This is a genomic window from Mesorhizobium sp. ORS 3428 (assembly GCF_001854785.1).
Taxonomy (GTDB): domain Bacteria; phylum Pseudomonadota; class Alphaproteobacteria; order Rhizobiales; family Rhizobiaceae; genus Mesorhizobium.
The window spans coordinates 1-24,450 of the sequence record NZ_MDFL01000138.1 but is presented as its reverse complement, the minus strand read 5'-3'; the positions used below and the strand labels follow the sequence as shown (position 1 = coordinate 24,450).

General features: G+C 63.9%; 21 protein-coding genes. 14 read left to right on the top strand and 7 right to left on the bottom strand.

The features are described 5' to 3' along the window. Positions 1 to 125: 125 nt before the first annotated feature. The 8 genes from ORS3428_RS23255 to ORS3428_RS23220 all read left to right on the top strand — a co-directional run bounded on the left by ORS3428_RS23255 (position 126) and on the right by ORS3428_RS23220 (position 9,022). A complete protein-coding gene (locus ORS3428_RS23255) occupies positions 126 to 1,436 on the top strand; it encodes an ABC transporter substrate-binding protein (RefSeq protein WP_071100672.1) in 1,311 nt (436 codons plus the stop codon). A 140-nt stretch (positions 1,437 to 1,576) separates the two neighbouring features. Next, the gene (locus tag ORS3428_RS23250; RefSeq protein WP_071100634.1) at positions 1,577 to 2,449 is read left to right on the top strand and encodes a carbohydrate ABC transporter permease; all 873 of its coding nucleotides are present in this window, start codon (positions 1,577 to 1,579) and stop codon (positions 2,447 to 2,449) included. 11 nt (positions 2,450 to 2,460) lie between these two features. Then, positions 2,461 to 3,285 (top strand): carbohydrate ABC transporter permease, encoded by an 825-nt coding sequence (locus ORS3428_RS23245; protein WP_071100633.1) that lies wholly within the window; start codon positions 2,461 to 2,463, stop codon positions 3,283 to 3,285. A 39-nt stretch (positions 3,286 to 3,324) separates the two neighbouring features. Next, positions 3,325 to 4,329 carry an ABC transporter ATP-binding protein gene (locus ORS3428_RS23240; RefSeq protein ID WP_071100632.1) on the top strand — a complete coding sequence of 335 codons (1,005 nt, stop codon included), beginning with the start codon at positions 3,325 to 3,327 and terminating at the stop codon, positions 4,327 to 4,329. Further along, complete coding sequence (locus tag ORS3428_RS23235; RefSeq protein WP_071100631.1) at positions 4,326 to 5,096, top strand: L-iditol 2-dehydrogenase; 771 nt, start codon at positions 4,326 to 4,328, stop codon at positions 5,094 to 5,096. The genes ORS3428_RS23240 and ORS3428_RS23235 overlap by 4 nt, the downstream gene beginning before the upstream one ends. Positions 5,097 to 5,255: 159 nt before the next feature. Next, positions 5,256 to 6,734, top strand: a complete 1,479-nt coding sequence (locus tag ORS3428_RS23230) for a mannitol dehydrogenase family protein (RefSeq protein ID WP_071100630.1) — start codon at positions 5,256 to 5,258, stop codon at positions 6,732 to 6,734. Between the two features lie 21 nt (positions 6,735 to 6,755). After that, the gene (locus ORS3428_RS23225) at positions 6,756 to 7,439 is read left to right on the top strand and encodes an HAD family hydrolase (protein WP_071100629.1); all 684 of its coding nucleotides are present in this window, start codon (positions 6,756 to 6,758) and stop codon (positions 7,437 to 7,439) included. Further along, on the top strand, positions 7,436 to 9,022 hold the full coding sequence (locus ORS3428_RS23220) for an FGGY-family carbohydrate kinase (RefSeq protein WP_071100628.1): 1,587 nt from the start codon (positions 7,436 to 7,438) through the stop codon (positions 9,020 to 9,022). Before ORS3428_RS23225 ends, ORS3428_RS23220 begins: the two co-directional genes overlap by 4 nt. Positions 9,023 to 9,037: 15 nt before the next feature. Here ORS3428_RS23220 and ORS3428_RS23215 read toward each other — a convergent pair whose 3' ends face one another. From ORS3428_RS23215 to ORS3428_RS23190, 6 genes are all read right to left on the bottom strand, one after another. Then, positions 9,038 to 10,126: an ABC transporter ATP-binding protein gene (locus tag ORS3428_RS23215; protein ID WP_071100627.1), complete on the bottom strand. Its 1,089-nt coding sequence runs from the start codon at positions 10,124 to 10,126 to the stop codon at positions 9,038 to 9,040. 3 nt (positions 10,127 to 10,129) lie between these two features. Beyond that, positions 10,130 to 11,176, bottom strand: a complete 1,047-nt coding sequence (locus ORS3428_RS23210) for an NAD(P)-dependent alcohol dehydrogenase (protein ID WP_071100626.1) — start codon at positions 11,174 to 11,176, stop codon at positions 10,130 to 10,132. Positions 11,177 to 11,191: 15 nt separating this feature from the next. Beyond that, positions 11,192 to 12,004, bottom strand: a complete 813-nt coding sequence (locus tag ORS3428_RS23205; RefSeq protein ID WP_071100625.1) for a carbohydrate ABC transporter permease — start codon at positions 12,002 to 12,004, stop codon at positions 11,192 to 11,194. Next, on the bottom strand, positions 12,001 to 12,867 hold the full coding sequence (locus ORS3428_RS23200; protein ID WP_071100624.1) for a carbohydrate ABC transporter permease: 867 nt from the start codon (positions 12,865 to 12,867) through the stop codon (positions 12,001 to 12,003). The genes ORS3428_RS23205 and ORS3428_RS23200 overlap by 4 nt, the downstream gene beginning before the upstream one ends. Positions 12,868 to 12,978: 111 nt before the next feature. Next, positions 12,979 to 14,253, bottom strand: coding sequence for an extracellular solute-binding protein (locus ORS3428_RS23195; RefSeq protein WP_071100623.1), 1,275 nt, complete (start codon positions 14,251 to 14,253; stop codon positions 12,979 to 12,981). Positions 14,254 to 14,494: 241 nt separating this feature from the next. Further along, positions 14,495 to 15,412: an AraC family transcriptional regulator gene (locus ORS3428_RS23190; RefSeq protein ID WP_071100671.1), complete on the bottom strand. Its 918-nt coding sequence runs from the start codon at positions 15,410 to 15,412 to the stop codon at positions 14,495 to 14,497. Between the two features lie 247 nt (positions 15,413 to 15,659). Between ORS3428_RS23190 and ORS3428_RS23185 the strand changes: the two genes are divergently transcribed. Beyond that, positions 15,660 to 17,063 carry an MATE family efflux transporter gene (locus ORS3428_RS23185; protein WP_071100670.1) on the top strand — a complete coding sequence of 468 codons (1,404 nt, stop codon included), beginning with the start codon at positions 15,660 to 15,662 and terminating at the stop codon, positions 17,061 to 17,063. A 148-nt stretch (positions 17,064 to 17,211) separates the two neighbouring features. Here the strand turns inward: ORS3428_RS23185 and speB are convergent, their stop codons facing one another. Beyond that, positions 17,212 to 18,267, bottom strand: coding sequence for an agmatinase (gene speB / locus ORS3428_RS23180; protein WP_071100622.1), 1,056 nt, complete (start codon positions 18,265 to 18,267; stop codon positions 17,212 to 17,214). A gap of 336 nt (positions 18,268 to 18,603) precedes the next feature. Here speB and pncB point away from each other — a divergent pair, with 336 nt between their 5' ends. From pncB to ORS3428_RS23155, 5 genes are all read left to right on the top strand, one after another. Next, complete coding sequence (gene pncB / locus ORS3428_RS23175) at positions 18,604 to 19,908, top strand: nicotinate phosphoribosyltransferase (RefSeq protein ID WP_071100621.1); 1,305 nt, start codon at positions 18,604 to 18,606, stop codon at positions 19,906 to 19,908. Between the two features lie 198 nt (positions 19,909 to 20,106). Then, positions 20,107 to 21,564 carry a hypothetical protein gene (locus ORS3428_RS23170; RefSeq protein ID WP_071100620.1) on the top strand — a complete coding sequence of 486 codons (1,458 nt, stop codon included), beginning with the start codon at positions 20,107 to 20,109 and terminating at the stop codon, positions 21,562 to 21,564. 138 nt (positions 21,565 to 21,702) lie between these two features. Beyond that, positions 21,703 to 23,007, top strand: coding sequence for an ABC transporter substrate-binding protein (locus ORS3428_RS23165; protein ID WP_071100619.1), 1,305 nt, complete (start codon positions 21,703 to 21,705; stop codon positions 23,005 to 23,007). 217 nt (positions 23,008 to 23,224) lie between these two features. After that, positions 23,225 to 24,106: a branched-chain amino acid ABC transporter permease gene (locus ORS3428_RS23160; RefSeq protein ID WP_071100618.1), complete on the top strand. Its 882-nt coding sequence runs from the start codon at positions 23,225 to 23,227 to the stop codon at positions 24,104 to 24,106. Further along, positions 24,103 to 24,450, top strand: a 348-nt coding sequence (locus tag ORS3428_RS23155) for an ABC transporter permease subunit (RefSeq protein WP_443136871.1), incomplete at its 3' end; no start/stop codon positions are given. The genes ORS3428_RS23160 and ORS3428_RS23155, both read left to right, overlap by 4 nt.

Here is a 24,450-nt window from a genome sequence, read left to right as displayed (position 1 = left end):
GGTCGGGCAGGGCGGCCGATTTGTGCTGCGCTGCAGCATCGATTCCGGCTTGACATAATTCACACTTAGTGAGTAATTGCCCACAGCCAAGGCAAATGCTCATCTTTGGTTTATGGGAGGAATTGATGAAACTTCGCACGCTCACCCTGGGCCTGTTGTYGGCCAGCGCCCTTGCTTTCGCCGCGCATGCCGAATCCATCACCATCGCCACCGTCAACAATGGCGACATGGTCCGCATGCAGAAGCTGACGGACGACTTCACGAAGGCTAACCCCGACATTCAGCTCAACTGGGTCACCCTTGAAGAGAACGTGCTGCGCGAGCGCGTCACCACCGACATCGCCACCAAGGGCGGCCAGTACGACGTCATGACCATCGGCACCTATGAGGTTCCGATCTGGGCCAAGCAGAGCTGGCTCTTGCCGCTCGACAAGCTCGGCGACGACTACGACACCAAGGACATCATCCCGGCCATCGCCGGCGGCCTCTCGGTGGACGGCAAGCTCTATGCCGCGCCCTTCTACGGCGAGAGCTCYTTCGTCATGTACCGCAAGGACCTGATGGAGAAGGCCGGCCTCAAGATGCCCGACGCGCCGACCTGGGACTTCATCAAGCAGGCCGCCGACAAGATAACCGACCGCGCCAATGGCGTGAACGGCGTGTGCCTGCGTGGCAAGGCCGGCTGGGGCGAGAACATGGCCTTCCTGACCGCCATGTCGAACTCCTTCGGCGCCCGCTGGTTCGACGAGAACTGGAAGCCGCAGTTCGACCAGCCTGAATGGAAGAAGACGCTGCAATTCTATGTCGACCTGATGAAGGCCGACGGTCCCGAGGGCGCCTCGTCCAACGGCTTCAACGAAAACCTCGCGCTCTTCCARCAGGGCAAGTGCGGCATGTGGATCGACGCCACCGTCGCCGCCTCCTTCGTCTCCGACCCGAAGGCCTCGAAGGTCGCCGACAAGGTCGGCTATGCGCTGGCGCCCGACACCGGCCTCGGCAAGCGCGGCAACTGGCTGTGGGCCTGGTCGCTGGCCATTCCCGCCGGCACGCAGAAGGCGGAAGCCGCCGAGAAGTTCGTCTCCTGGGCGACGTCGAAGCACTATCTCGAACTGGTGGCATCGAAGGAAGGCTGGGCCAACGTTCCGCCCGGAACGCGCACCTCGCTCTACAACAATCCCGAGTACCAGAAGGCCGCGCCTTTCGCCAAGATGACGCTGGACTCCATCAACGCCGCCGACCCGACGCATCCGACCGTCAAGCCGGTGCCCTATGTCGGCGTGCAGTTCGTCGCCATCCCCGAATTCCAGGGCCTCGGCACCACCGTCGGCCAGCTCTTCTCGGCCGCACTTGCCGGTCAGTCGAGCGTCGACGACGCGCTGAAGCAGGCCCAGGATGCGGCGACCGCCGCGATGACCGAAGGCGGCTACATGAAGTAAGGCTCCTCCCGGTGCCGAACGCCGGTAGCGCACCATGACCGGCACTGGCCGCCCGAAACCCAGTTCGGGCGGCCATCTTCACAAATAGGAAAATTGTGGCACGACTCTAGCATCCGGCTGACCTTTGGAGGGTGACCGTCATGGCTACTCAGCAAACCCGTTCGCTTGCCCGTCTCATGATGGCGCCATCGGTGATCCTGCTGTTTGTCTGGATGATCGTGCCGCTGGTCTTCACGCTCTGGTTCTCGTTCCTCCAGTACAACCCGCTCAATCCGATCCGCGACGGCTTCGTCTGGTTCGCCAACTACAAGCTCTTCTACTCCAATCCCGCCTTCCTGCAGTCGATCCTGAACACGCTCAYCATCGTCGTCAGCGTGCTGGTCRTCACCGTGATCGGCGGCATCCTTCTCGCGCTGCTGCTCGACCAGCCGATCTGGGGCCAGGGCGTCGTGCGCATCCTTGTCATCTCGCCGTTCTTCGTCATGCCGCCGGTCGCAGCACTTGTCTGGAAGAACATGATCATGCATCCGCAATACGGCGTCTTCGCCGACATTGCCCGCTTCTTCGGCGCCGACCCCATCGACTGGTTCGGGCAGCACCCGCTGACGGCGGTCATCCTCATTGTCRCCTGGCAGTGGCTGCCTTTCGCCACRCTGATCCTGCTTACGTCACTGCAATCGCTTGACACCGAGCAGAAGGAGGCGGYCGAGATGGACGGTGCCGGCTTCCTCAGCCGCTTCTGGTACCTGACGCTGCCGCATATGTCGCGCGCTATCACGGTCGTCATCCTGATCCAGACGATCTTCCTGCTCTCGATCTATGCCGAGATCCTGGTCACCACCAATGGCGGCCCGGGCTACGCCTCCACCAACCTGCCCTTCCTCGTCTACCAGAAGGCCCTGCTGGAATTCAAAATCGGCCAGGCATCCGCTGGTGGAGTGATCGCCGTCATTCTCGCCAATATCGTCGCCTTCTTCGTCATGCGCGCCGTCGGCAAGAATCTGGACAAATAGGGGAGGATAAGATGGCACGCGCAGTCACCACCCAGCACAAGACGATCGCCACCACCGCGGCCTGGATCGTCGCCTTGCTGATTTTCTTCCCGATCCTTTACACGATCATCACCTCGTTCAAGTCGGAACAGGAGGYGATCCAGGGCTTCAGCCTGCTGCCGTCAGGCACAATCGAGAGCTATACCGAGGTCGAGGCGCAGCGGGGCTATTTCAAGTTCTWCCTCAATTCCGTGGTGCTTTCGGTCGGCTCGACCATCGTTGCCCTGATCATCGCCATTCCGGCGGCATGGTCGATGRCCTTCTCGCCGACCAAGCGGACCAAGGACATCCTGATGTGGATGCTCTCCACCAAGATGATGYCGGCCGTCGCGGTGCTGTTCCCGATCTACCTGATCTTCCGCGATACCGGCCTGCTCGACAGCCGCATCGGCCTTACCGTGATGCTGATGCTGATCAACCTGCCGATCGTGATCTGGATGCTCTACACCTATTTCCGCGAGATCCCGGGCGAGATCCTCGAAGCGGCGCGYATGGACGGCGCCTCGCTGTTGAACGAGATCATCTATGTGCTGACGCCGATGGCGATCCCGGGCATCGCCTCGACCATGCTTCTGAACATCATCCTGGCCTGGAACGAGGCGTTCTGGACGATCCGGCTGACCACCACCGATGCCGCGCCACTGACCGCCTTCATCAGCTCCTTCTCGAGCCCGCAGGGCCTGTTCTGGGCCAAGCTTTCGGCGGCCTCGACGCTGGCGATCGCGCCGATCCTGATCATGGGCTGGTTCAGCCAGAAGCAGTTGGTGCGCGGCCTGACATTTGGCGCCGTGAAGTAAGAGCRCCAAGCGGCGGACGAAATCCCCGGGGAGGAAACCATGGGAAATATCACGCTCAAGAACGTCTCCAAGGCCTTCGGCTCGACGACGATCATTCCGAAAATCGACCTCAATATCGAGGACGGCGAGTTCGTCGTGTTCGTCGGTCCCTCGGGTTGCGGCAAGTCCACGCTGCTGCGCCTGATCGCCGGGCTTGAGGACGTCAGCGGCGGCACCATCACCATCGACGRCCGCGACGTCACCCGCGAGGCGCCGGCCAAGCGCAAGCTGGCCATGGTCTTCCAGTCCTACGCGCTCTATCCGCACATGACGGTCGCCAAGAACATCGCCTTCCCGCTGAAGATGGCCGGCGAGGACCAGGCGACCATCGACAAGAAGGTGAAGGACGCCGCGCGCGTCTTGAACCTCACCAACTATCTGGAGCGTCGTCCGGGCCAGCTCTCCGGCGGCCAGCGCCAGCGCGTCGCCATCGGCCGCGCCATCGTGCGCCAGCCTGCGGCCTTCCTGTTCGACGAGCCGCTGTCAAATCTGGACGCAGCGCTTCGCGGCACCATGCGGCTAGAGATCAGCGAGCTGCATCATCAGCTGAAGACGACGATGATCTACGTCACCCACGATCAGGTCGAGGCCATGACCATGGCCGACAAGATCGTCGTGCTCAACGCCGGCAACATCGAGCAGGTCGGCTCGCCGATGGAGCTCTACCGCACGCCGCGCAACCTCTTCGTCGCCGGCTTCATCGGCTCGCCCAAGATGAACCTCATCGAAGGCGCGCCGGCGGACAAGTATGGCGCCAAGACCATCGGCATCCGGCCCGAGCATATCAACATCTCGACCACCGCCGGCGACTGGAAGGCAACGGTCGGCGTTGCCGAGCATCTCGGCTCGGACACATTCCTGCATGTCCAGACCGATGGCATCGGCACAATCAATGTGCGCGCCGACGGCGAGGTCGCCGTCAAGCATGGCGACACCGTCTATCTGACGCCCGACAAGTCCAAGCTCCATCGCTTCGGAGCCGACGGCAAGGCGCTGGCACAGTGAGGCTCGAAGGCAAATCGGCGCTGATCACTGGATCGGCGCGCGGCATCGGCAGGGCCTTCGCCGAAGCCTATGTGCGCGAAGGCGCAACGGTGGTGATCGCCGATATCAACCTTGAAGCGGCCGAAGCGACGGCGAAGGCGATCGGTCCCGCTGCTTACGCGATCCGGCTCGACGTCACCGACCAGTCCTCGATCKAGGCCGCGGTCAAGGCGGTCGAGGCGAAGGCCGGCGGTCTCGACATCCTGATCAACAATGCCGCGCTTTTCGACCTCGCGCCCATCGTCGAGATCAGCCGGGCGAGCTACGACAGGCTGTTCTCCGTCAATGTCGCCGGCACGCTGTTCATGCTGCAAGCGGYGGCGCGCTCGATGATCGCCGCCGGCAAGGGCGGCAGGATCATCAACATGGCGAGCCAGGCCGGGCGCCGCGGCGAGCCGCTGGTCGCCGTCTACTGCGCCACCAAGGCCGCCGTGATTTCGCTCACCCAGTCGGCGGGGCTCGACCTGATCAAGCACCGCATCAACGTCAACGCCATCGCGCCGGGCGTCGTCGACGGCGAGCATTGGGATCATGTCGATTCGCTGTTCGCCAAATATGAGAACCGGCCGAAGGGCGAGAAGAAACGGCTGGTCGGCGAAGGCGTGCCTTACGGCCGCATGGGCCGGGCGGAAGATCTGACCGGCATGGCGGTTTTCCTCGCCAGCGACGAGGCGGAATACATTGTTGCCCAGACCTACAATGTCGATGGCGGCCAATGGATGAGTTGATGTGGGGATGAGTTGAGGGGAAGGCGCGCCTCCCTTCCTCCGGGGCGGATGCGCCGAGGGGCAGGTGAGGGGCGGCACGGATCAGCCGGTGCCGCCCCTCACCGCTCTCCCGAAGGAGGCGGAATTGTTGGGCTGCATATCGGCCAAAGGGTAAGTAAGATGACCGTGAAACTCTCTTCCTCGAACCTCGCAAAGCTTCCTTCGAAGGTTTCCGGCCCGAAATACGATCGCTCCTCTCTGAAAGCCGGCATCGTGCATTTCGGCGTCGGCAACTTCCACCGCTCGCACCAGGCCGTCTATCTCGACGACCTGTTCAATTCAGGCCTCGGCCACGACTGGGCGCTGATCGGCGCCGGCGTGTTCGAGGGCGAAAAGACCGGCCGCGCCAGGCTCGAGGAGCAGGACTGGCTGACGACCGTGGTCGAGCAGGACCAGGGCCATATGAGTGCACGCGTCACCGGCGCCATGGTCGATTTCCTCATGCCCGGCGATGCGGCCGCGATCATCGAGCAGCTCGCTGAGCCTGCGATCAAGATCGTCTCGCTGACCATCACCGAAGGCGGCTATTTCATCGATCCGGCCTCCGGCAAGTTCAACCCGGCGCATCCCGACATCGTCGCCGACGCCCAGCCTGGCGCTGTGCCGAAGACCGTCTTCGGCATCATCCTGGCCGGACTGGTGCGCCGCCGTGCCGACGRCATCGTGCCATTCACAGTGATGTCCTGCGACAACATCCCCCACAACGGCCACGTCACCTCCGACGGCGTCATTGGCCTTGCACGCCTCATCGACGAGGATCTGGCGAACTGGGTGAGGGACAATGTCGCCTTCCCGAACGGCATGGTCGACCGCATCACGCCGGCCACCACGGATCGCGAGCGCGGCATCTTGGCAAACGATTTCGGGCTGGAGGACAACTGGCCGGTCTTCTGCGAACCGTTCAAGCAATGGGTACTGGAGGATCATTTCCCCGCCGGTCGCCCGCCGCTGGAAAAGGCCGGCGTGCAGTTCGTCAAGGATGTCTCGCCTTACGAACTGATGAAGATCYRCATCCTCAACGGCGGACATGCAACCATCGCCTATCCCGCCGGGCTGATGGACATCCATTTCGTCCATGAGGCGATGCAGGAGCCGCTGGTGTGCGRCTTCCTCGCCAAGCTGGAGCGCGAGGAGATCATCCCGACCGTGCCGCCGGTGCCCGACACGGTGCTGGAGGACTACTATCAGCTCATCGAGCGTCGCTTCGCCAATCCCAAGATCGGCGACACCATTCGCAGGCTCTGCCTAGACGGCTCCAACCGGCAGCCGAAATTCATCATCCCGACCATYGCCGACCGGCTGAAGGCCGGCAAGGGCATCGCCGGTCTCGCGCTGGAATCGGCGCTCTGGTGYCGCTACTGCTTCGGYACCACCGACAGYGGCGCCGTCATCGAGCCGAACGATCCGAACTGGGACCGGATGCAGGCGACCGCCAAGGCGGCGAAAGACCTGCCCCGCGCCTGRCTCGCCATGGAGGACATCTATGGCGATGTCGGCCGCTCGCCCGCCTTCGCGGAAGCCTTCGCTCATGCGCTCAACGAGCTTTGGGCAAACGGGGCGCGCGAAACCTTGACGCGGTATCTCGCCGGCAAGCTCTGAAGCCACTGGAACCCAGCCGGAATGACGCCCGAACTGGTCATCTTCGACTGTGACGGCGTCCTGGTCGACAGCGAGGCGCTYTCGGTCTCGGCGCTGCTCGGCATGATCGAGCTCGCCGGCGGCACGGTCAGTGAGGATGCCGCCTACGAGCATTTCCTCGGCAAGAGCATGAAGAGCGTGCGCGAGATCCTCGGCCGCGATTTCGGGCTCGAGATCAGCGATGAGCATCTCACGACCATGCGCGTCGAGCTGATGCGCAAGTTCCGCGAGGAACTGAAGCCGATCCCCGGCGTCAAGGAGGTCCTGGCCAGGCTTGGCCTGCCCTTTTGCGTCGCCTCATCCGGCACGCTGGAGCGCATCCGCTACGCGCTCGAGGTCACCGGCTTGCTGGGCTTGCTGGAGCCGCATCTCTTCAGCGCCGCCATGGTKAAGCGCGGCAAGCCTGCGCCGGACCTGTTCCTTCAYGCCGCGGCTAGCATGCACGCCGATCCGCGCAAATGCCTGGTCATCGAGGACAGCCCGGCCGGCATCGGCGCGGCGCGGGCCGCGGGCATGCGCGTCTTTGCCTTCACCGGCGGCTCGCATGCGAACAACCCCACCCTGAAGGCGCGGCTTGCGTCGACCGAACCGGACTTTATATTCGCTGACATGCTGCAATTGCCCGATCTGATTGCAGGCCTGGGAGCGAGAGTAAGAGCATCWTGACGACGAGTTTCGTTTGCGCGGTCGATGTCGGCACCGGGAGCGCTCGCGCGGGCATTCTCGACTCTAAAGGCAATCTGCTGGGGCGTGCCGAGCGGCCGATCGCCATGCATCAGCCCAAGCCCGATCACGCCGAGCATGATTCGCAGGATATCTGGTCGGCTGTCTGTGCCGCCGTGCGCGCCGCGCGCGAGAAAGCCGGCGTCGCCGCATCGGATATCGTCGGCATTTCCTTCGACGCCACCTGCTCGCTGGTGGTGCGCGACAGGCAGGGCGATCAGTTGAGCGTCTCGGTCACCGGCGAGACGCGCTGGGACACGATCGTCTGGCTAGATCACCGCGCGATTGCGGAGGCCGACGAATGCACGAGAAGCGGCCATGCCGTGCTCGACTACATCGGCGGCGTGATGTCGCCCGAAATGGAAGCGCCGAAGCTGATRTGGCTGAAGCGCAACCTGCCCAAGACATGGAACGAAGCCGGCTATCTGTTCGATCTCGCCGACTTCCTGACCTGGAAGGCAACCGGCTCGCTCGCCCGCTCGCAATGCACGCTGACGGCCAAGTGGACCTATCTCGCRCATGAGGAAACGGGCTGGCGACGCGATTTCTTCAATCTCGTCGGCCTCGGCGACCTCTTCGAGCACGGCAATCTCCCGGATAAGGCAAGCCCTGTCGGCACCGATATCGGCCCGCTGACGGCGGATGCGGCTGCCGATCTGGGATTGACCGAAAAATGCCGCGTCGGCGCCGGCGTCATCGACGCCTATGCCGGCGCGCTCGGCGTCCTCGGCGGCTTTGCCGGCGACGAGACCAACATCAGCCGGCACCTGGCGCTGATTGCCGGTACCTCGTCCTGCGTCATGGCGATGTCGCAGGATCCGCAGCCCTTTGCCGGCGTCTGGGGCCCCTATTACGGCGCGGCGCTGCCGAAGCTCTGGCTGTCGGAAGGCGGCCAGTCGGCAACCGGCGCCTTGCTCGACCACATCATCCGCTGGCACGGGGCGGGCGGCGAGCCGGACGCGGCGATGCATGCCAGGATCGCCCGGCGCGTCGCCGAACTGCGGGCCGCGGAGGGCGATGCGCTGGCGGCAAGGCTGCATGTCCTGCCGGATTTCCACGGCAACCGCTCGCCGCTCGCCGATCCGCACGCGGTCGGTGTCGTCAGCGGGCTGACGCTCGATTCCTCATTCGACAGCCTGTGCAAGCTCTATTGGCGCACAGCCGTCGGCATCGCGCTTGGCGTGCGCCATGTGCTGGAGGCGCTGAACGAGAACGGCTACCTGATCGACACGCTGCACGTCACCGGCGGCCACACCAAGAACCCGCTTTTGATGGAGCTCTATGCCGACGCCACCGGCTGCACGGTCATCGAGCCGTTGGCCGACGAGGCGGTGCTGCTCGGCACCGGCATGGTGGCGGCGACGGCCGCCGGGCTTTACCCCGACCTAAACGCGGCCTGTGTCGCCATGCAGCAGGGCGGCAGGACGCGTGCCTCGAACCCCGCCGCTAGCGCTCGCTTCGACCGCGACTACCGCATCTTCCTCGAAATGCACAGGCAACGGCGCGCCCTCGACGCGTTAGGGTAGACGCAGACCTTTTGCCTATTGCTTGCGCAGCGACATACCCGTCGTCGCGTCGAACAGGTGGATGCTTTCCTCGTCGAATGTGTAGCGGACAGGCGCGCGCAATTCCGGGCATTCGCGGGCCGGAACCAGCGCGCTGATCTCCTTGCCGCCGGACCCGAATGTCACCAGCGCGTCGTTGCCGTGAAATTCGATGAGGTCGGCTGTACCCAGCAAGAGATTTCGGCCAGCTTCTGAACCTACCGTCTTCAGGTCCGGAGGCCGGATGCCGAGCATCGCGCGATCGCCATTTTGGAGATGGAAACCCTGGCCGTCCACGACCAGAACCGTTCCAGCACCGGTCAGCGTCCAGCCTTTTCCGGTCCGATCCACCGTCACCTCAATGAAATTCATGTTCGGCGTCCCGATGAAGCCCGCCACGAACATGTTGCTTGGCCGGCGATAGATTTCCGCCGGCGAGYCGATCTGCTCGATCACGCCGTCCTTCAGCAGCACGATGCGGTCGGYGAGCGTCATCGCCTCGAGCTGGTCGTGGGTGACGTAGACGGTCGTCGTCTTCAGCGACTGGTGCAGACGGGCGATCTCGACGCGCATGTGGTTGCGCAGCTTGGCGTCGAGATTGGAGAGCGGTTCGTCGAACAGGAACACCTTCGGCGTCTTGATCATGGCGCGCGCGATCGYCACGCGCTGCTGCTGGCCGCCGGATAGCTCGGTCGGCTTGCGGCCGAGATAGGGCTCGAGCCCGAGCGTCTTCGACACCGCCTCGACCCGCTTCCTGATCTCGGCCGCCGGGACCTTCTGCCGCTTCAGCCCGAAGGCGATGTTGTCGAAGATCGTCATATGCGGATAGAGCGCATAGTTCTGGAACACCATGGCGATGCCGCGGTCGCCGGGTTCGAGGTCGTTCACCACCTTGCCGCCGATCGACACTTCGCCACCGCTGATGTCCTCCAGCCCGGCGAGCATCCTGAGCAAGGTCGACTTGCCGCAGCCGGAGGGCCCCAGGAACRCGACGAATTCGTGCTCCTCGATCGCAAGGTTGAGGTCGCGGATGACGGTCGTGGCGCCATAGGCCTTGTCGACATGGGAGCAAACGATCGTGGACATGGGTCAGCCCTTCTCGCCGGTGAGCAGGATTTGCAGCTTGACGTCTTGCGGGTTGCCCTGRGCCGCCCGCTCGAACGCCTTGATGCTCTCCATGAAATCGTAAGTGCCAGTGATCAGCGGCTTGAGGTCGACCTTGCCGGAGGCAATGAGTTGCAAGGCACGGTCGAAGATATTGGCGTAGCGGAATACCGTCTCGATGCGCACTTCCTTGGAGATCGCCGCCGGCACATCAAGGCTGACCGGCTCGACCGGTAGCCCGACCAGCACTAGTGCGCCGCCCGGGCGCACAACGTCGAACAGATTGGCAAAGGCCTTCGGGCTGCCGCTTGCCTCGAACACTATATCGGCACCCCAACTTTCGGTGGCCTCCCTCACCGCATCGACCAGCGACTGCTCGCCGATATTGACCGGCACGATGCCCGGATATTGCGCGGCGATCCTCAGCTTGGGCGCCGAAAAATCAGAAATCAGCACTTTCGAGCAGCCGCCCGCCAGTGCGGCCAACGCGATCATGATGCCGATCGGGCCGCAACCGACGACGACAGCGACATCGCCGGGAACGATGCGTGCCCGCGCGGCCGCCTGCATGCCGATGGCGAAGGGCTCGACCATCGCGCCTTCRGCSAAGGAGACGTTTTCCGGCAGCTTGTRGGTGAAGGCCGCCGGATGCACTGCGTAGGGCGCCAGCACGCCATGCACCGGCGGCGTTGCCCAGAAGCGGACATCAGGATCGACATTGTAGATGCCGAGCTTCGTCGCGCGAGATGAAAGGTTCGGCACCCCCGGCTCCATGCAGACGCGGTCGCCGACCTTCAGGCTCGTGACATTGGCGCCGACCTCGACGATCGTGCCCGACGCCTCATGGCCGARCACCATCGGCTCGCGCACGATATAGCTGCCGATGGCGCCATGCGTGTAATAGTGCACGTCGCTGCCGCAGACGCCGACCGTATGGATGGCGATCCTGACGTCGTCGGGTCCGACATCGAGCGGCAGCGCGATTTCGCGCAGCGACAGTTCACCCTTCTTTTCAAGTACCAGTGCCTGCATCGGCCAATCCTCGCATCAAGTCTTTTTTTGCCGGAAAACGGAATTCAGGAAGCCGCTGAGCACGCCGAGGAACAGCAGCGGCGGCAGCGACAAAAGCACGACCGAGGCGTTGAGAATCCCCCACGGCACGTTCATGCCTTGCTGCGACAGTTCCGAGGCGACGATCGGCAGGGTCTTGGCGTTGGAGCTCGACAGCATCAGCGCGATCAGGAACTCGTTCCAGACCAGCACGAAGCTGAAGGCGATCGCGCCTGCGAGYGAGCGCGCCGCGACGGGGAGCGCAATGCGCCAGAACACCGAATAGGCGCCGTAGCCGTCGACAAAGGCCRCCTCCTCRACCTCCTTCGGCACGCCCTGGAAAGCGGGGATGGCCAGCCACATGATCACCGAGATGGTGAGCAGCGAATAGGTAACGATGAGCGCTGGCAAAGTGTCGTAGAGGCCGACCTGCAGCCAGATCACCATCAGCGGGATCGCCACCGCCACCGGCGGCAGGAAACGCAGCGACAGCACGAAGAACTGGATGTCGCCGGCGAAGCGGTTGGGATAGCGCGCCACCGCATAGGCGGCCGGCAGTCCGAGCACGACCCCGATCACAAYGGCGGAGCCGCAGGCGACGACCGAGTTGTGGAGCCCGGTCAGCACGCTGTCGCGGCCGAGGATGTAGCTGACGTTGGCAAGCGTCGGCGTGAACACCAGGCGCGGCACGCGCGTGATGATGTCGACATTGTTCTTCAGCGCATTGAGCGCCGTCCAGACAAGCGGGAACACAGCCAGGAATCCGGCCAGCGCCAGTATGGCCTTGGCGATCAGGCGGCCCGGTCTCATGCCTGCACCCGCTTCCACAGGAAGGTGAAGGTGATGACCGTCGCGATCATCATCAGCACCGCCATGGCCGAGGCGTAGGAGACCTTGCCGGACTCGATGAAGCCCTGCGAGAACGCGTACATGTCGAGCGTCTCGGTCGCGACGCCCGGCCCGCCGCGCGTCATCACATAGATGAGGTCGAAGGAGCGCAGCGATTCGATCATCTTGACGAACATCAGGCTGATCAGCGGCGCTTTCAGCATCGGCAAGGTCACATAGGCATGGATCTGCCAGCGCTTCGCATGGTCGAGCCGCGCCGCTTCGATCGGCTGCGGCGGCAAGGTCTCCAGGAGCTTCAGCACGATGACGGCGAAGAACAAGCCCCATTGCCAGACGTCGACCGAGGCGACGGCGAACAACGCTGTCGAGGCCTTGGACAGCGGGTCGAAGATCAGCCCGCCGGTGATGAGCCGGTAGGGATAGGTGGCGATGCCGTAGAGCGGGTGATAGGCGAACTTCCACACGAAGGCCGCCGAGACGCGCGGCAGAAGCACGGGAATGATGAACAGCAGGCAGTAGACATTGCGCAGGCGCGGCGAGGCGACCTCGAACATCAGCACACCGAGCCCGACCGCCACCGCCATCGTCGCCACRACGGTGACGATCTCCCATTTCACCGAAACCCAGACGGCGTTGAGAAAGCGGCGGTCGAGGAAGAGATCGGCGAAGTTGGAGAACCAGACCCAGGAATAGCCCGGCGCGCTCAATTCTCGGTTCTGCAGGGCAATCACCATGGCATAGAGCGTCGGCACCATCGACAGCACGAGCAGGATGGCGAGCGTCGGAACGAGAAAGGTGACGGGCAGGGAAGAGCGTCGGCGCATTGCCTATCCTCGGGAATATCGCGGATGCATAGGAATTCGCTGGCGGGATCCGCGGCGCAGGGTCCCGGCATTCCGGTGAATGCCGGCGACCGCGCGCCGCGGGCGGGAGGATTACTTCTTCTTCACCAGATCGTTGGCGTAGGCCTCGAGCTCGTTGAGACCGCCCTTGATGTCGGTGCGCGTGCCGGTGACCAGCTCTTCGAGGATGATGCCCCAGCGGTCGCCGAGATCGGGCCAGCGCGGATCCTGCCAGAAGTTCACCGCCGTAACCTTGCCGGTGTCGGCCAGCGCCTGTCCGAGATCGGCGCCGTAGATGTCGGCGAATTCCTTGCTGGAGAGGATGCTGGTGYGGTTGAGCTCGCCGAACTGGTGCGCGTCGAGCCTGCGCTTCTCGTTCTCCTTCGACGTCGCCCAGGCGATGAACAGGCCGGCGCATTTCTTCGAGGCTTCGTCCGGATTGGCCTTGGTGCCGATGGCAAGCCCATGGCCGTAGCCGCCRCCGGGCAGCGGCGAGGGCGGCGGCAGGAAGCCGACCTTGCCGACCACTTGCGAGGTCTTGGGATCGACCGCCATGCCCGACAGCGGCGTCGACTCGACGAGGATGGCGACCTGGCCAGAGAGGAAGGCGCCGGTCGATTCATCCCAGCTGCCGGTCTGCGTGCCGGGCGCGGAGTCCTTGAACAGCTTGAGATAGGTCTCGGTCGCCTTCACGGCCGCGTCCGAATTGAAAGCCGGCTTGTCGCCGTCGAACCACTTGCCGCCATAGGCCTTGAAGAAGGGCATCCAGCGCCAGACATTGGCGCCCGAGCCGCGCGCGCCGCGCAGCGCGATGCCATACATGCCCTTATCCGGATCGTTCAGCTTCGCCACGTCGGCGATCAGCTCGTCCAGCGTCTTCGGCGGCTGGATTCCGGCAGCCTCCAGCACGTCCTTGCGATAGACCATCAGGTCGCCGCCGCCGGTCAGCGGCGCGAACCAGACCTTGCCGTCATAGGTGGCGACCTTCTGGCGGCCCGGATYGAAATCGGCGAAGTCGTATTCAGCCGGATAATAATCGGCCAGTGGCGCGATCCAGCCGGAAGAGGCGAACAGTGCGACATTGGCTTCGTCGACATAATAGACGTTGTAGTTGCCGACGGTGGAGGCGTCGGCGCGCGACTTGGCCCGGCGGTCGTTCTCGTTGAGATAGTCGATCTGGAAGCCGGCGCCGGAGAGCTTCTTGAACTCGTCCTTCGAGTCCTCCAGAAGCGTCAGCCCGTCGCGCGGCTGCGCCAGCACCTTGACCGGTGCCGTGCAGACCGGCGCCTGTGCCAGTGCTGCGGTTGATGCGGATGCGGTAAGCACGAACGCTGCGCCGAGGCTGGCAGCGAGCCGAGTTGATTTCATTGATTTTTCTCCTCCAGGAACACTCGCAGGAAGCGGAGGTCCCCGGRCTAAGCGACCCTCACCGTCGCCCGGGCGACCTGCCACCCGTCGCCAAAATGAGGAGTTGGACAGGGCGAGACTAGAAGCCTTGTTGCGGCAAATCTGTACTTTTATGCATTGTGCGACGCAAAAAATGCCGCCAGCTGAGTCTACTTTTCACATGAGTATCAGTGTCGTCGGGAGCAACCGATTTCGAACCTGATCAGGCCCGCAGCGCCAGCCGCTGCCGCGACAGCTTGCGGTAGGACGACGGCGTCATCTTGTGCTTGCGCAGGAAGGCGCGGTTGAAGTTGGAGATGTTCATATAGCCGACCTGGAAACAGATGTCGGTGATCGGGATATYGGTATCGGCGAGCAGCTTGCAGGCCTGCCAGAGTCTCAGCTTGGCGACGTGGTCGCTGAAGCTGTTGCCGGTATTCTTCTGGAAGAAGCGAGAAAACGTGCTTTCGCTCATTCCGGCGAGYGCGGCCACTTCCGGCAGCTTCAGGTCTTCGGCGAAGTGCTGGAAGAGATAGGTCAGCGTGCGCTGGATGATGTCCAGCGAGGCGGCGTCGAGCACCGGCGAGAAATCCGGCGACGACAGGAGCTCGTACTCATCGGTCCTGGCCAGCATATCGACCAGCTCGAGGAACAGACGGAAGCGGGTCAGCCCTTGCACGGTGCCCATCCGCTCCATCAGCTCTGCCCCGTCGATAGCGGTTTGGCCATGGAAGACCATGCCGCGCAGCGAGCGCTCCAGGAACGGCTCCAGCTCGCGCAGCTCCGGCAGCAGCCCGGCCGAGCCCCGCAGCCGCTCCGGGTCGAACTGCAGCACGATATCGCGGCCCTCGATCAGTTCGCCCGGCTGCACCGCCGTCACCCAGTCGTGCGGCAGGCCGCCGCCGACGATCGTCAGATAGCCCGGACCGAACTCGCCGATATGGTCGCCGACCAGCACGACGCCCGACGATTTCCTGAGCAGATGGATTTCGTATTCGGGGTGAAAWTTCCAGACGTTGCGCTCCCACGGATAGTCGTCGAGCCGCCACAGGAAGCTCTCGCTCGCCTCGGTGACGATATGCTCGAAGGCCGGCACCGTGCGCGGGATCGCGGCCGTGTTCTTTCTGCGCCTGAACGGCATCCATTCCTCCCGGCATCTCTCGCCGGCTGTGCGTGCGTCCTCGGACAATCCGTAGCAGCCACGCGCCGGCAAGTGAACGCGGTCGTCGGCTTCCCGCTGGATCAATGACTGGCGGCTCCTCCTCCCTTGCCAATATGTCGCATTTCGTTCACAAGACGACGCAAACGGCGCGAAACCGAAGGTTGCGCCGTTTGTCGTGCGGCTTCCGGGTCTGGTCCCGACGCGCCGCGATCTGAAAGAGCGGAAAATGTCTGCGATCGAAGCCGGCGCTCRCGCGCCGGAAAATCTTTGGCGTCGGGAAATCAGGGCGACGCTGGCGCTTGCCTGGCCGATGGTGCTCACCAATCTCGGGCAGACCGCCATGACAGCGACCGACGTCATGATGATGGGCCGGCTGGGGCCCGACACGCTGGCCGCCGGCGCGCTCGRCTCAAACCTCTATTTCATGCCGCTGATCTTCGGGCTTGGCCTGATGTTGGCGACCTCGCCGATGATGGCCACCGAACTCGGCCGCCACCGCCATTCGGTGCGCGACCTGCGCCGCACCGTGCGCCAGGGCCTGTGGCTGGCGGTGCTCGTCTCGATCCCGATCTGGCTTTTCCTGTGGCACGGCGAAGTGGTGCTGCTCGCCATGGGTCAGAAGCCGGAGCTTGCGCATGAGGCAGGCATCTATTTGCACTGGCTGCAATGGGCGGTGCTGCCCTTCTACGGCTATATCGTGCTGCGCTCCTTCATCTCGGCGCTCGAGCGGCCGGGCTGRGCGCTGGTCATCGTCTTCGTCGCCGTCGCCTGCAACGCCTTTTTCAACTGGGTCTTCATGTTCGGCAATCTCGGCGTGCGGGCCATGGGCATTGCCGGCTCGGGCCTTGCCACCACGCTCTCCAGCACGCTGATGTTCTCCGGCCTGATGGCCGTTGTGCTGCTGGAGGAGAAGTTCCGCCGCTACCGCCTGTTCGGGCGCTTCTGGCGCTCCGACTGGCCGCGCTTTCGCGGTCTGCTGCGGCTCGGCCTGCCGATTGCCGGCATCCTCGCCTTCGAGGTGACTATCTTCAATGCGGCGGCGCTGCTGATGGGCCTGATCGACGCGGATTCGCTGGCCGCGCACGCGATCGCCATCCAGATCGCCTCGATCACCTTCATGGTGCCGCTCGRCCTCAATCAGGCGGTCACCGTGCGCGTCGGCCTTGCCCATGGCGCCGGCAATCCCGAAGGCGTCTCGCGCGCCGGCTGGACGGCCTATGTCATCGGCGTCTCCTTCATGGCGCTGATGGGACTGGTGATGATTCTGTGGCCGCATCTCCTGATCAGCGCCTTCATCGATCTCGCCGACCCGGCCAATGCCAGGGTGATCGGGCTTGCCGTGTCTTTCCTGGCCTTTGCCGCACTCTTCCAGATCTTCGATGGCGCGCAGGCGGTGGCCTCCGGCATGCTGCGCGGCCTGCACGACACCAAGGTGCCGATGATCTATGCCGCGATCGGCTATTGGGGCGTCGGCCTGCCGTTAGGCGTGCTGCTCGCCTTCCAGTTCGGCTTCAACGGCGTCGGCATCTGGATAGRCCTGTCGTCCGGGCTGGCCGTGGTGGCGGCACTGCTGCTCGCGCGCTGGCTTCGGCGCGACCGCATCGCGCCGGCATTATCCTTTAGTCATTGAGCCAAAAGGCCGCCGGTTGGAGCAATTCCAGGAAAAGTGTGAAGCGGTTTTTCGTCCGGAATTGCGTGAAAACAAAGAGATAGAGTGGTTCGCCGTTTCCGTGAAACGGTGAACCGCTCTAGCCGGCGGCCGCGTTGGGTTGCTGGCTTCAGCCCTTCTTGAGAGCCGGGCTGAACACCATCAGGCTCAGAATCTCGAACAGCACCTGGGCGCCGACATGCGCCGTGTTGGTGGTCGCGTCATATTGCGGCGCAACTTCCACGACGTCGCCGCCGACGATGTTGAGACCTTTCAGGCCGCGCAGCAGCTCGAGCACCTCGCGCGTCGTCAGACCGCCGACTTCCGGCGTGCCGGTGCCGGGCGCGAAGGCCGGATCGATGCTGTCGACATCGAAGGAGATGTAGGTCGGACCGTCGCCGACTATTCTGCGCGCCTTCTCAATGATGGCGGGGATGCCGAGGCCGGTCACCTCCTCGGCGTGCACCACGGTCATGCCGGACTCATAGGTGAATTCCCACAGATATTCGGCCGAGCCGCGAATGCCGATCTGAATGGTGCGGGTGGGATCGAGCACGCCGTCCAGCACCGCGTTGCGGAACGGTCCGCCGTGGTGGAACTTGGTCATGTCGAACAGCCCGCTGGTGTCGCAGTGGGCGTCGATATGGATCATGCCGACCGGCGCCTTTTTGCCGACGGCCTTCAGGATCGGATGGCTGATCGAATGGTCGCCGCCGACCGAAAGCGGCATGACGCCGGCATCGACGATCTGGTTGGTGCGGCGCTCGATGTCCTCATGGCTGATCTCCAGCCGGTAGCGGCTGCGGAACGGCGTGTCGCCGATATCGGCGACACGCAGCTCATGCGTCGGCGCGCATTCCAGCACATGGTTGTAGGGGCCGATGCGTTCAATGGCGCGCAGGGCCCGCGGTCCGAAGCGCGAGCCAGGCCGGTTGGTGACGCCGAGATCCATCGGCACGCCGATCATCGCCACCTGCAGGTCGCCGAAATCCGGATTGTCGGCGGCGACTTGCCGGTAGGGTGCGGCAAGGAAGGTCGGGATGCCGGAATAGGGTGCCAGCCGGGTGCCGCTCTTCGAAAAGATCTTGTCGGCGACCTTGCGGAACTTGGGATCGAACATCTCGCCGCCATGGCTTTCGCCATACTTGCGGCGCAACGCTTCCAGCTTGCCGCGATCGTAGCCCATATCCGGATTCTCCTGTCTCTCGTCCGGCGGAGTGTCCGGTAGCCCATCCGAAAAATCAATTGCATTCAGGCCCTGTCGCTTGCCGCAGGCCGGCTCTTTTTGTCGGGCCAGCTTGCAAAGCGGGCAGCGCGCCCAAAAATTCAATGCTATGAGGCAGTCGGCTTAGTGCATGTCGCCCAAACTGCGCAGCGGTTTGGGTAAATGACATGCATCAAGATAAAAGCTTGAAGCGCGTCGTCATTTCGACGCGACGCTTTGAGATCCAACGGCTGAAAGAATGTCGCCCGGATCGTATCGGCGCGCTCTTTCRGGCAAGCAGCGGAGGCGGCAGCAAATATGGCAAGAACCGATATAGCGCGGCGCGTCTACAACCACACCTGGAAGCTTGATCCGATCATCCGCAGCCTGCTGGACACCGACTTCTACAAGCTTCTGATGCTGCAGATGATCTGGGGCATGTACCCCAAGGTCGACGCCACCTTCTCGCTGATCAACCGCACCACATCGGTCCGTCTGGCGGACGAAATCGATGAGCAGGAACTGCGCGAGCAGCTCGACCACGCTCGCACCTTGCGCTTCACCAAAAAGGAGATGATCTGGCTGGGCGGCAACACTTTCTATGGCCGCAAGCAGATCTTCGAGCCGGAGTTCCTCGCCTGGCTGGAGGATTTCCGCCTGCCCGAATACGAGCTCACCAAGCGTGGCGGCCAGTTCGAACTCGCCTTCGCGGGTCCCTGGATGTACACGACGCTTTGGGAGATCCCGGCGCTCGCCATCATCAACGAGCTGCGTTCGCGCGCCGCCTTGCGCTCCTTCGGCCCGTTCGCGCTCGACGTGCTCTATGCACGCGCCAAGGCCAAGATGTGGGACAAGACCGAGCGGCTGAAGGCGCTGCCCGGCATCCGCATTTCCGATTTCGGCACGCGCCGCCGCCATTCCTTCCTGTGGCAGCGCTGGTGCGTCGAGGCGCTGAAGGAAGGCATCGGCGACGCCTTCACCGGCACCTCCAACGTGCTTCTAGCCATGGACAACGACCTAGAGGCGCTCGGCACCAACGCGCATGAGCTGCCGATGGTGTTCGCGGCACTCGCCAATACCGAGGAGGAGCTGCGGCAGGCGCCCTACAAGGTGCTGCAGGACTGGCAGCGCTACTATGGCGGCAACCTCCTGATCGTGCTGCCCGACACCTTCGGCACCGCGGCGTTCCTGCGCGATGCGCCGGACTGGATCGCCGACTGGACCGGCTTTCGCCCGGACAGCGCGCCGCCGATCGAGGGCGGCGAGAAGATCCTCTCCTGGTGGCGCGAGAAGGGCAAGGACCCGAAGCAGAAGCTGCTCATCTTCTCCGACGGGCTCGAGGTCGAGACCATCGAGGAGACCTACAAGCATTTCCGCGGCAAGGTGCRCATGTCCTTCGGCTGGGGCACCAACCTCACCAACGATTTCGAAGGCTRCGCGCCGACCGAAACCGATAGCCTCGACGCCATCTCGCTGGTCTGCAAGGTCAGCGAAGCCAATGGCCGGCCGGCGGTGAAGCTCTCCGACAACCCCGCCAAGGCGACCGGCGATGAAAAGGAGATCAAGCGCTATTTGCGCATCTTCGGCGAGAAGGGGCGGGTGGAGCAGCTGGTCAAGGTGTGAGGGCGGGCCCCATAATCTGGCCTCGCCAGGCATATGGAAATCTCGGATAGCTTGAGTTCCCGCCAACCCCCCTCTGTCCTGCCGGACATCTCCCCCACAAGGGGGGAGATTGGCCGTCACCGCTACTTTCGCCAATCGCCAACGTCGCAAGAGAAGCGCCCCTCGACCGAGCTGCCAATCTCCCCCCTTGCGGGGGAGATGTCCGGCAGGACAGAGGGGGGTGCGAAGGATCGCAGCGCTGGAGGTAGACCCCTTCGGGCGTGCGCCCTTGCGAGCGCCTGCGCACTCACGCTCCTCCCCACTCCCGCCTTCGCCCACGCCTCCGATCGCGGCCATGTGCTGCTTCTCCCGACCGGCTATTACATCGCCGGCGGCGCGCTGGCGGTGGCGGTCAGCTTCCTCGTGTTGGCGCTGCTGCCGCCCGCCGCCCTCGACAATGTCTGGCGCCGCCGCCTCTCCTTGTTCGCCTTCGGCAACGGCCCGCGCACCGTCGTCAGCTTGGTTTCCTTTGCCGGCTTCGCTTTGCTTATCGCCGCCGGCGTACTCGGCAGTCGCGACCCCCTCTCCAACCCCTTGCCGTTGGTTATCTGGACGCTGCTCTGGGCCGGCTTCACGCTGCTGCAGGGCGTGTTCGGCGATCTCTGGTCGTGGCTCAACCCATGGTACGGCCCATGGCGCGTAGCCTCTCGCGTCTTCGGCCTTCATAGTGACGAKACGACGCCGTCACGGCTGCTCTCGCGGCTCGGCTTCTGGCCGGCCTTTGCGCTGTTCTTCGCCTTCGCCTGGTTCGAACTGATCGACCCGGCGCCCGACGATCCGTCCCGCTTGGCGTTCGCGGCCGGCCTGTACTGGCTGGTGAGCTTCCTCGCCATGCTTGCCTTCGGCTATGGCGTCTGGAGCCGGCGCGGCGAATTGCTGAGCGTCTTCTTCTCCATGGTCGCCCGCTTCGCCCTTTTCGAGCGCAGCGAGGGCCGGCTCAGCCTCTGCTGGCCCGGGGCGAAGCTGCTCGCCGCTGAGCCGCTGCCGCCAAGTGGCACGGCGTTCCTCTTGCTGGCGCTGTCGTCCGTATCCTTCGATGGCCTGTCGAAAACCTTCTTCTGGCTCGGCCTGTTCGGCGTCAATCCGCTGGAATTCCCGGGCCGCACCGCGCTGATCGGCATCGGCAGCTTCGGTCTCGTCCTCAGCTTCGTCCTGCTCGCGGCCGTATTCGCACTTGCCGTCCTTCTCGGCCAGCGTCTCGCCGGCGATGCGCCGCCGTTCAAGAAGGCCGCAGGGCTGCTGGTCTGGTCGATCGTGYCGATCGCGCTCGCCTATCACATCGCGCATTACCTCACGGCGCTGCTCGTCGGCGGCCAATACGCGTTRGTCGCGCTGTCAGATCCATTCGCGCGCGGCTGGAACCTGTTCGGTACGGCCGACAAGATGGTCGAAGCGGGCGTCGTGRCCGGCGCCCAATCGGCCTGGTGGCTGTGGAACCTTCAGGCCGGCGTCATCATCGCCGGCCACGTACTGGCAGTGCTCGTCGCGCATGGCCTTGCCTGGCGTCTCCATCCGCAGCCGTCACGCGCCGCGCTCAGCCAGCTTCCGCTGACGCTTCTGATGATCGCCTACACGATATTCGGCCTCTGGCTGCTTGCCACGCCGACTGCCGGGTGAGAGTGTCCCCGGGAAGCTCGCTTGCCAGGTCAGGGCTTTGGTGATTTAGTTTGTACACATGCAATTTTCGCATCCTCCGAAGGAGGAGGATCGAGCCGCCTTATCGCTGGTCAACACTGAAAAAACAGGGGAACGGACATGGCTGACAAGAACGGATTCTTCGACCTTTCCAAGACGACGCTTTCTCGTCGCAGCGCGCTCAAGGGCATCGCCGCTGGCGCCGGTCTCGCGCTGGCCCCGGGCTTCGTCCGCTACAGCCAGGCGCAGAGCTCGGCGCCGATCAGGATCGGCTTCCAGTCGCACCGCACCGGCATCGGCGCCGCCTATGGCCGCTGGTACGAGAGGACGAGCGCCGCCGCGGTCAAGGCGATCAACGATGCCGGCGGCATCAGCGGCCGCAAGGTCGAGCTGGTCATCGAGGATGACGGCACCGATCCCGCGCGTGGCGCCGAGGTGGTCGGCAAGTTCGCCAAGCAGCACAAGACCGACATCGTCTTCGGCACGCTGTTCTCGCATGTGGTGATCGGTTCCGCGCCGGCCGCCGGCGAGAACAAGATCCCCTACTTCGTGGTCAGYGAAGGTCATCACGTCGCCTCGACCAAGCTCAACCGCTACGTCTTCCAGCCCGGCATCACCGATGTGAAGAGCCAGATCCAGTCGATGGCGCCGTGGATCGCCGCCAATGCCGGCAAGAAGGTGACGCAGATCTTCCCCGACTTCGCCTTTGGCTACGACCATCGCGACTACCTGCCGCCGGCGCTGAAGGCGCAAGGCGCCGACGTCATCGCCCAGATCGCCATTCCGCCGACGGAGAGCTCGTTCACCAAATACTTCCCGCAGATCCCGGCCGAAACGGAAGTTATCTATCACGTCATGGTCGGCCCGGCCGTGCTCACCTTCGTCAAGGAGCTCGGCGAGTTCTACGGTTCGCAAAGGCCGCAGCTCTTCGGCTTCATCGACTCGCTCGAAGCCGTCGACATCAACAGTCCCGGCCTCGAATTCCTCGACGGCAGCYACTTCTGGGAAGGCTCGCCGCGCTATGCGCAGCCTGACGATTCCGCCGCGCAGAAGGCCTACCGCGCCGCCGTCGGCATCGACGACAAYGGCGCCGCCGTCGGCGATCCCAAGGRTGTTTCCACCGCCGCCCATATGTTCGGCTGTTGGGAGACGCTCTATGTCGTCAAGAAGGCGATGGAGGATGCGGGCTACAAGGGCCCCGAGGACCGCGCCAAGCTGGTCGAGGCGACCGAGGCGCTGAAGGAATTCGCCGAAGGCCCGGAGCATCCGCAGGGCCCGAAGACCTTCAACGGCAAGATCCACCAGTGCTTCGGCATCCAGAACATCTCCAAGGTCGAAGGCGGCAAGCTCAAGGTCGTGCACAAGACCAAGATCGAGGACGGCCTCTACGAGCCGGAAGGGGATTATACGAAGCAGGCGCTGTAGGATCGTTTCTGTAAGCGTGAGCGCCAAGCCACCCCCCTCTGTCCTGCCGGACATCTCCCCCTCAAGGGGGGAGATTGGCAGTTCGCACGCCGGCATTTATCTCTCGACTTTGGTGATTGGCGAAATCCGATGTGAAACTCAATCTCCCCCCTTGAGGGGGAGATGCCCGGCAGGGCAGAGGGGGGTGCGCCTCGCGCCTAAGGTAGGCGTGTAAAGGATGCATTTCGGACCCCACCTCCTGCTCGCCGCCCTCGAAGGCCTGGTCACCTCCGCGGTGCTGGCGCTGACGGCGCTTGGGCTGTCGCTGGTGTTCGGTGTCATGCGCGTCGTCAATGTCGCGCATGGCGAGTTCTTCATGCTGGGCGCGGTGCTCGCCTGGGCTATCTCGACGGCGATCTCGGGCCATCCCGCGATCGGCTTCGTGGCCGCGCTGGTGATCGCGCCTTTGCTGGTCGGGCTGGTCGCGCTGATTGCCGAACGGCTGGTGCTGCGCCGCCTGAACTACAATCCGGAAGGCACCATCGTCGCCACCATCGGCATGCTCTACATCATCCAACAGCTGGCGCTGACATTCTATGGTCCGGAGGCGCGCCCCGTGGAGCCGCCCTTCAGCTACCGCATCCTTCTGCCGTGGTTCGGCTATTCCGGCTACAAGCTGTCGGTGGTCGCCGCGTCGGCACTTCTGCTCGTGCTGACCTGGCTGGTTCTCACCCGCACCAGAATCGRCCTGATCATGCGCGCGACCCAGTATGACCGCGAGACCGCGCAGGCCTTCGGCATTCCGGTCGAGCGCGTCTATGCCGGCGTCTTCGCCATCGGCGCCATGCTGGCGGCGATCGCCGCGGTGCTGATCGTGCCGATCAGCCAGGCGCATTACCTGATGGGGCAGGATCCGCTGCTGCTCTCCTTCATCGTCGTCATCATTGGCGGGCTAGRCTCGCTGCGCGGTACCGTGGTCGCCGCCATCCTGATCGGCCTCTCCGACGGCATCATCTCGGTGTTCTTCTCGCCGACGCTCGCCAAGATCATCGCCACATTGGTCGTCGCCATGGTGCTGGTGTTCAGGCCGCAAGGATTGTTCGGGACAGYGGCGCGATGAGGGATGCTTCGCCGGCAAAGGTCTATGCGCTGCATATCGGCGTCATTGCGCTTCTGTTCGCGCTGAATTTCATCCTGCCCGATTACCATCAKGGGCTTTTCGCCCGCATCATGGCGCTGGCCGTCTTCGCCATGGGCTACAATCTGCTCTTCGGCTATGTCGGCCTGCTCAGCCTCGGCCATGCCATGTTCTTCTCCGCCGGCCTCTACGGCGCCGGGCTCACGGTCTATCACCTCGGCTGGGGCGTGCCTGGGGCTTTTGTCGCCGGGATCGTCTGCGGCGCGCTGCTCGCCCTGGTCATCGGCCTGCTCGCGCTGCGCACGTCGGGCGTCGCCTTTATGATC

Excerpts from the sequence above, each read along its gene's own strand:
- speB (WP_071100622.1), bottom strand. The coding sequence starts at position 18,267 with ATGGGCTACGATCGCGGCAAGCTGGAAGCGTTGCGCCGCAAGTATGGC.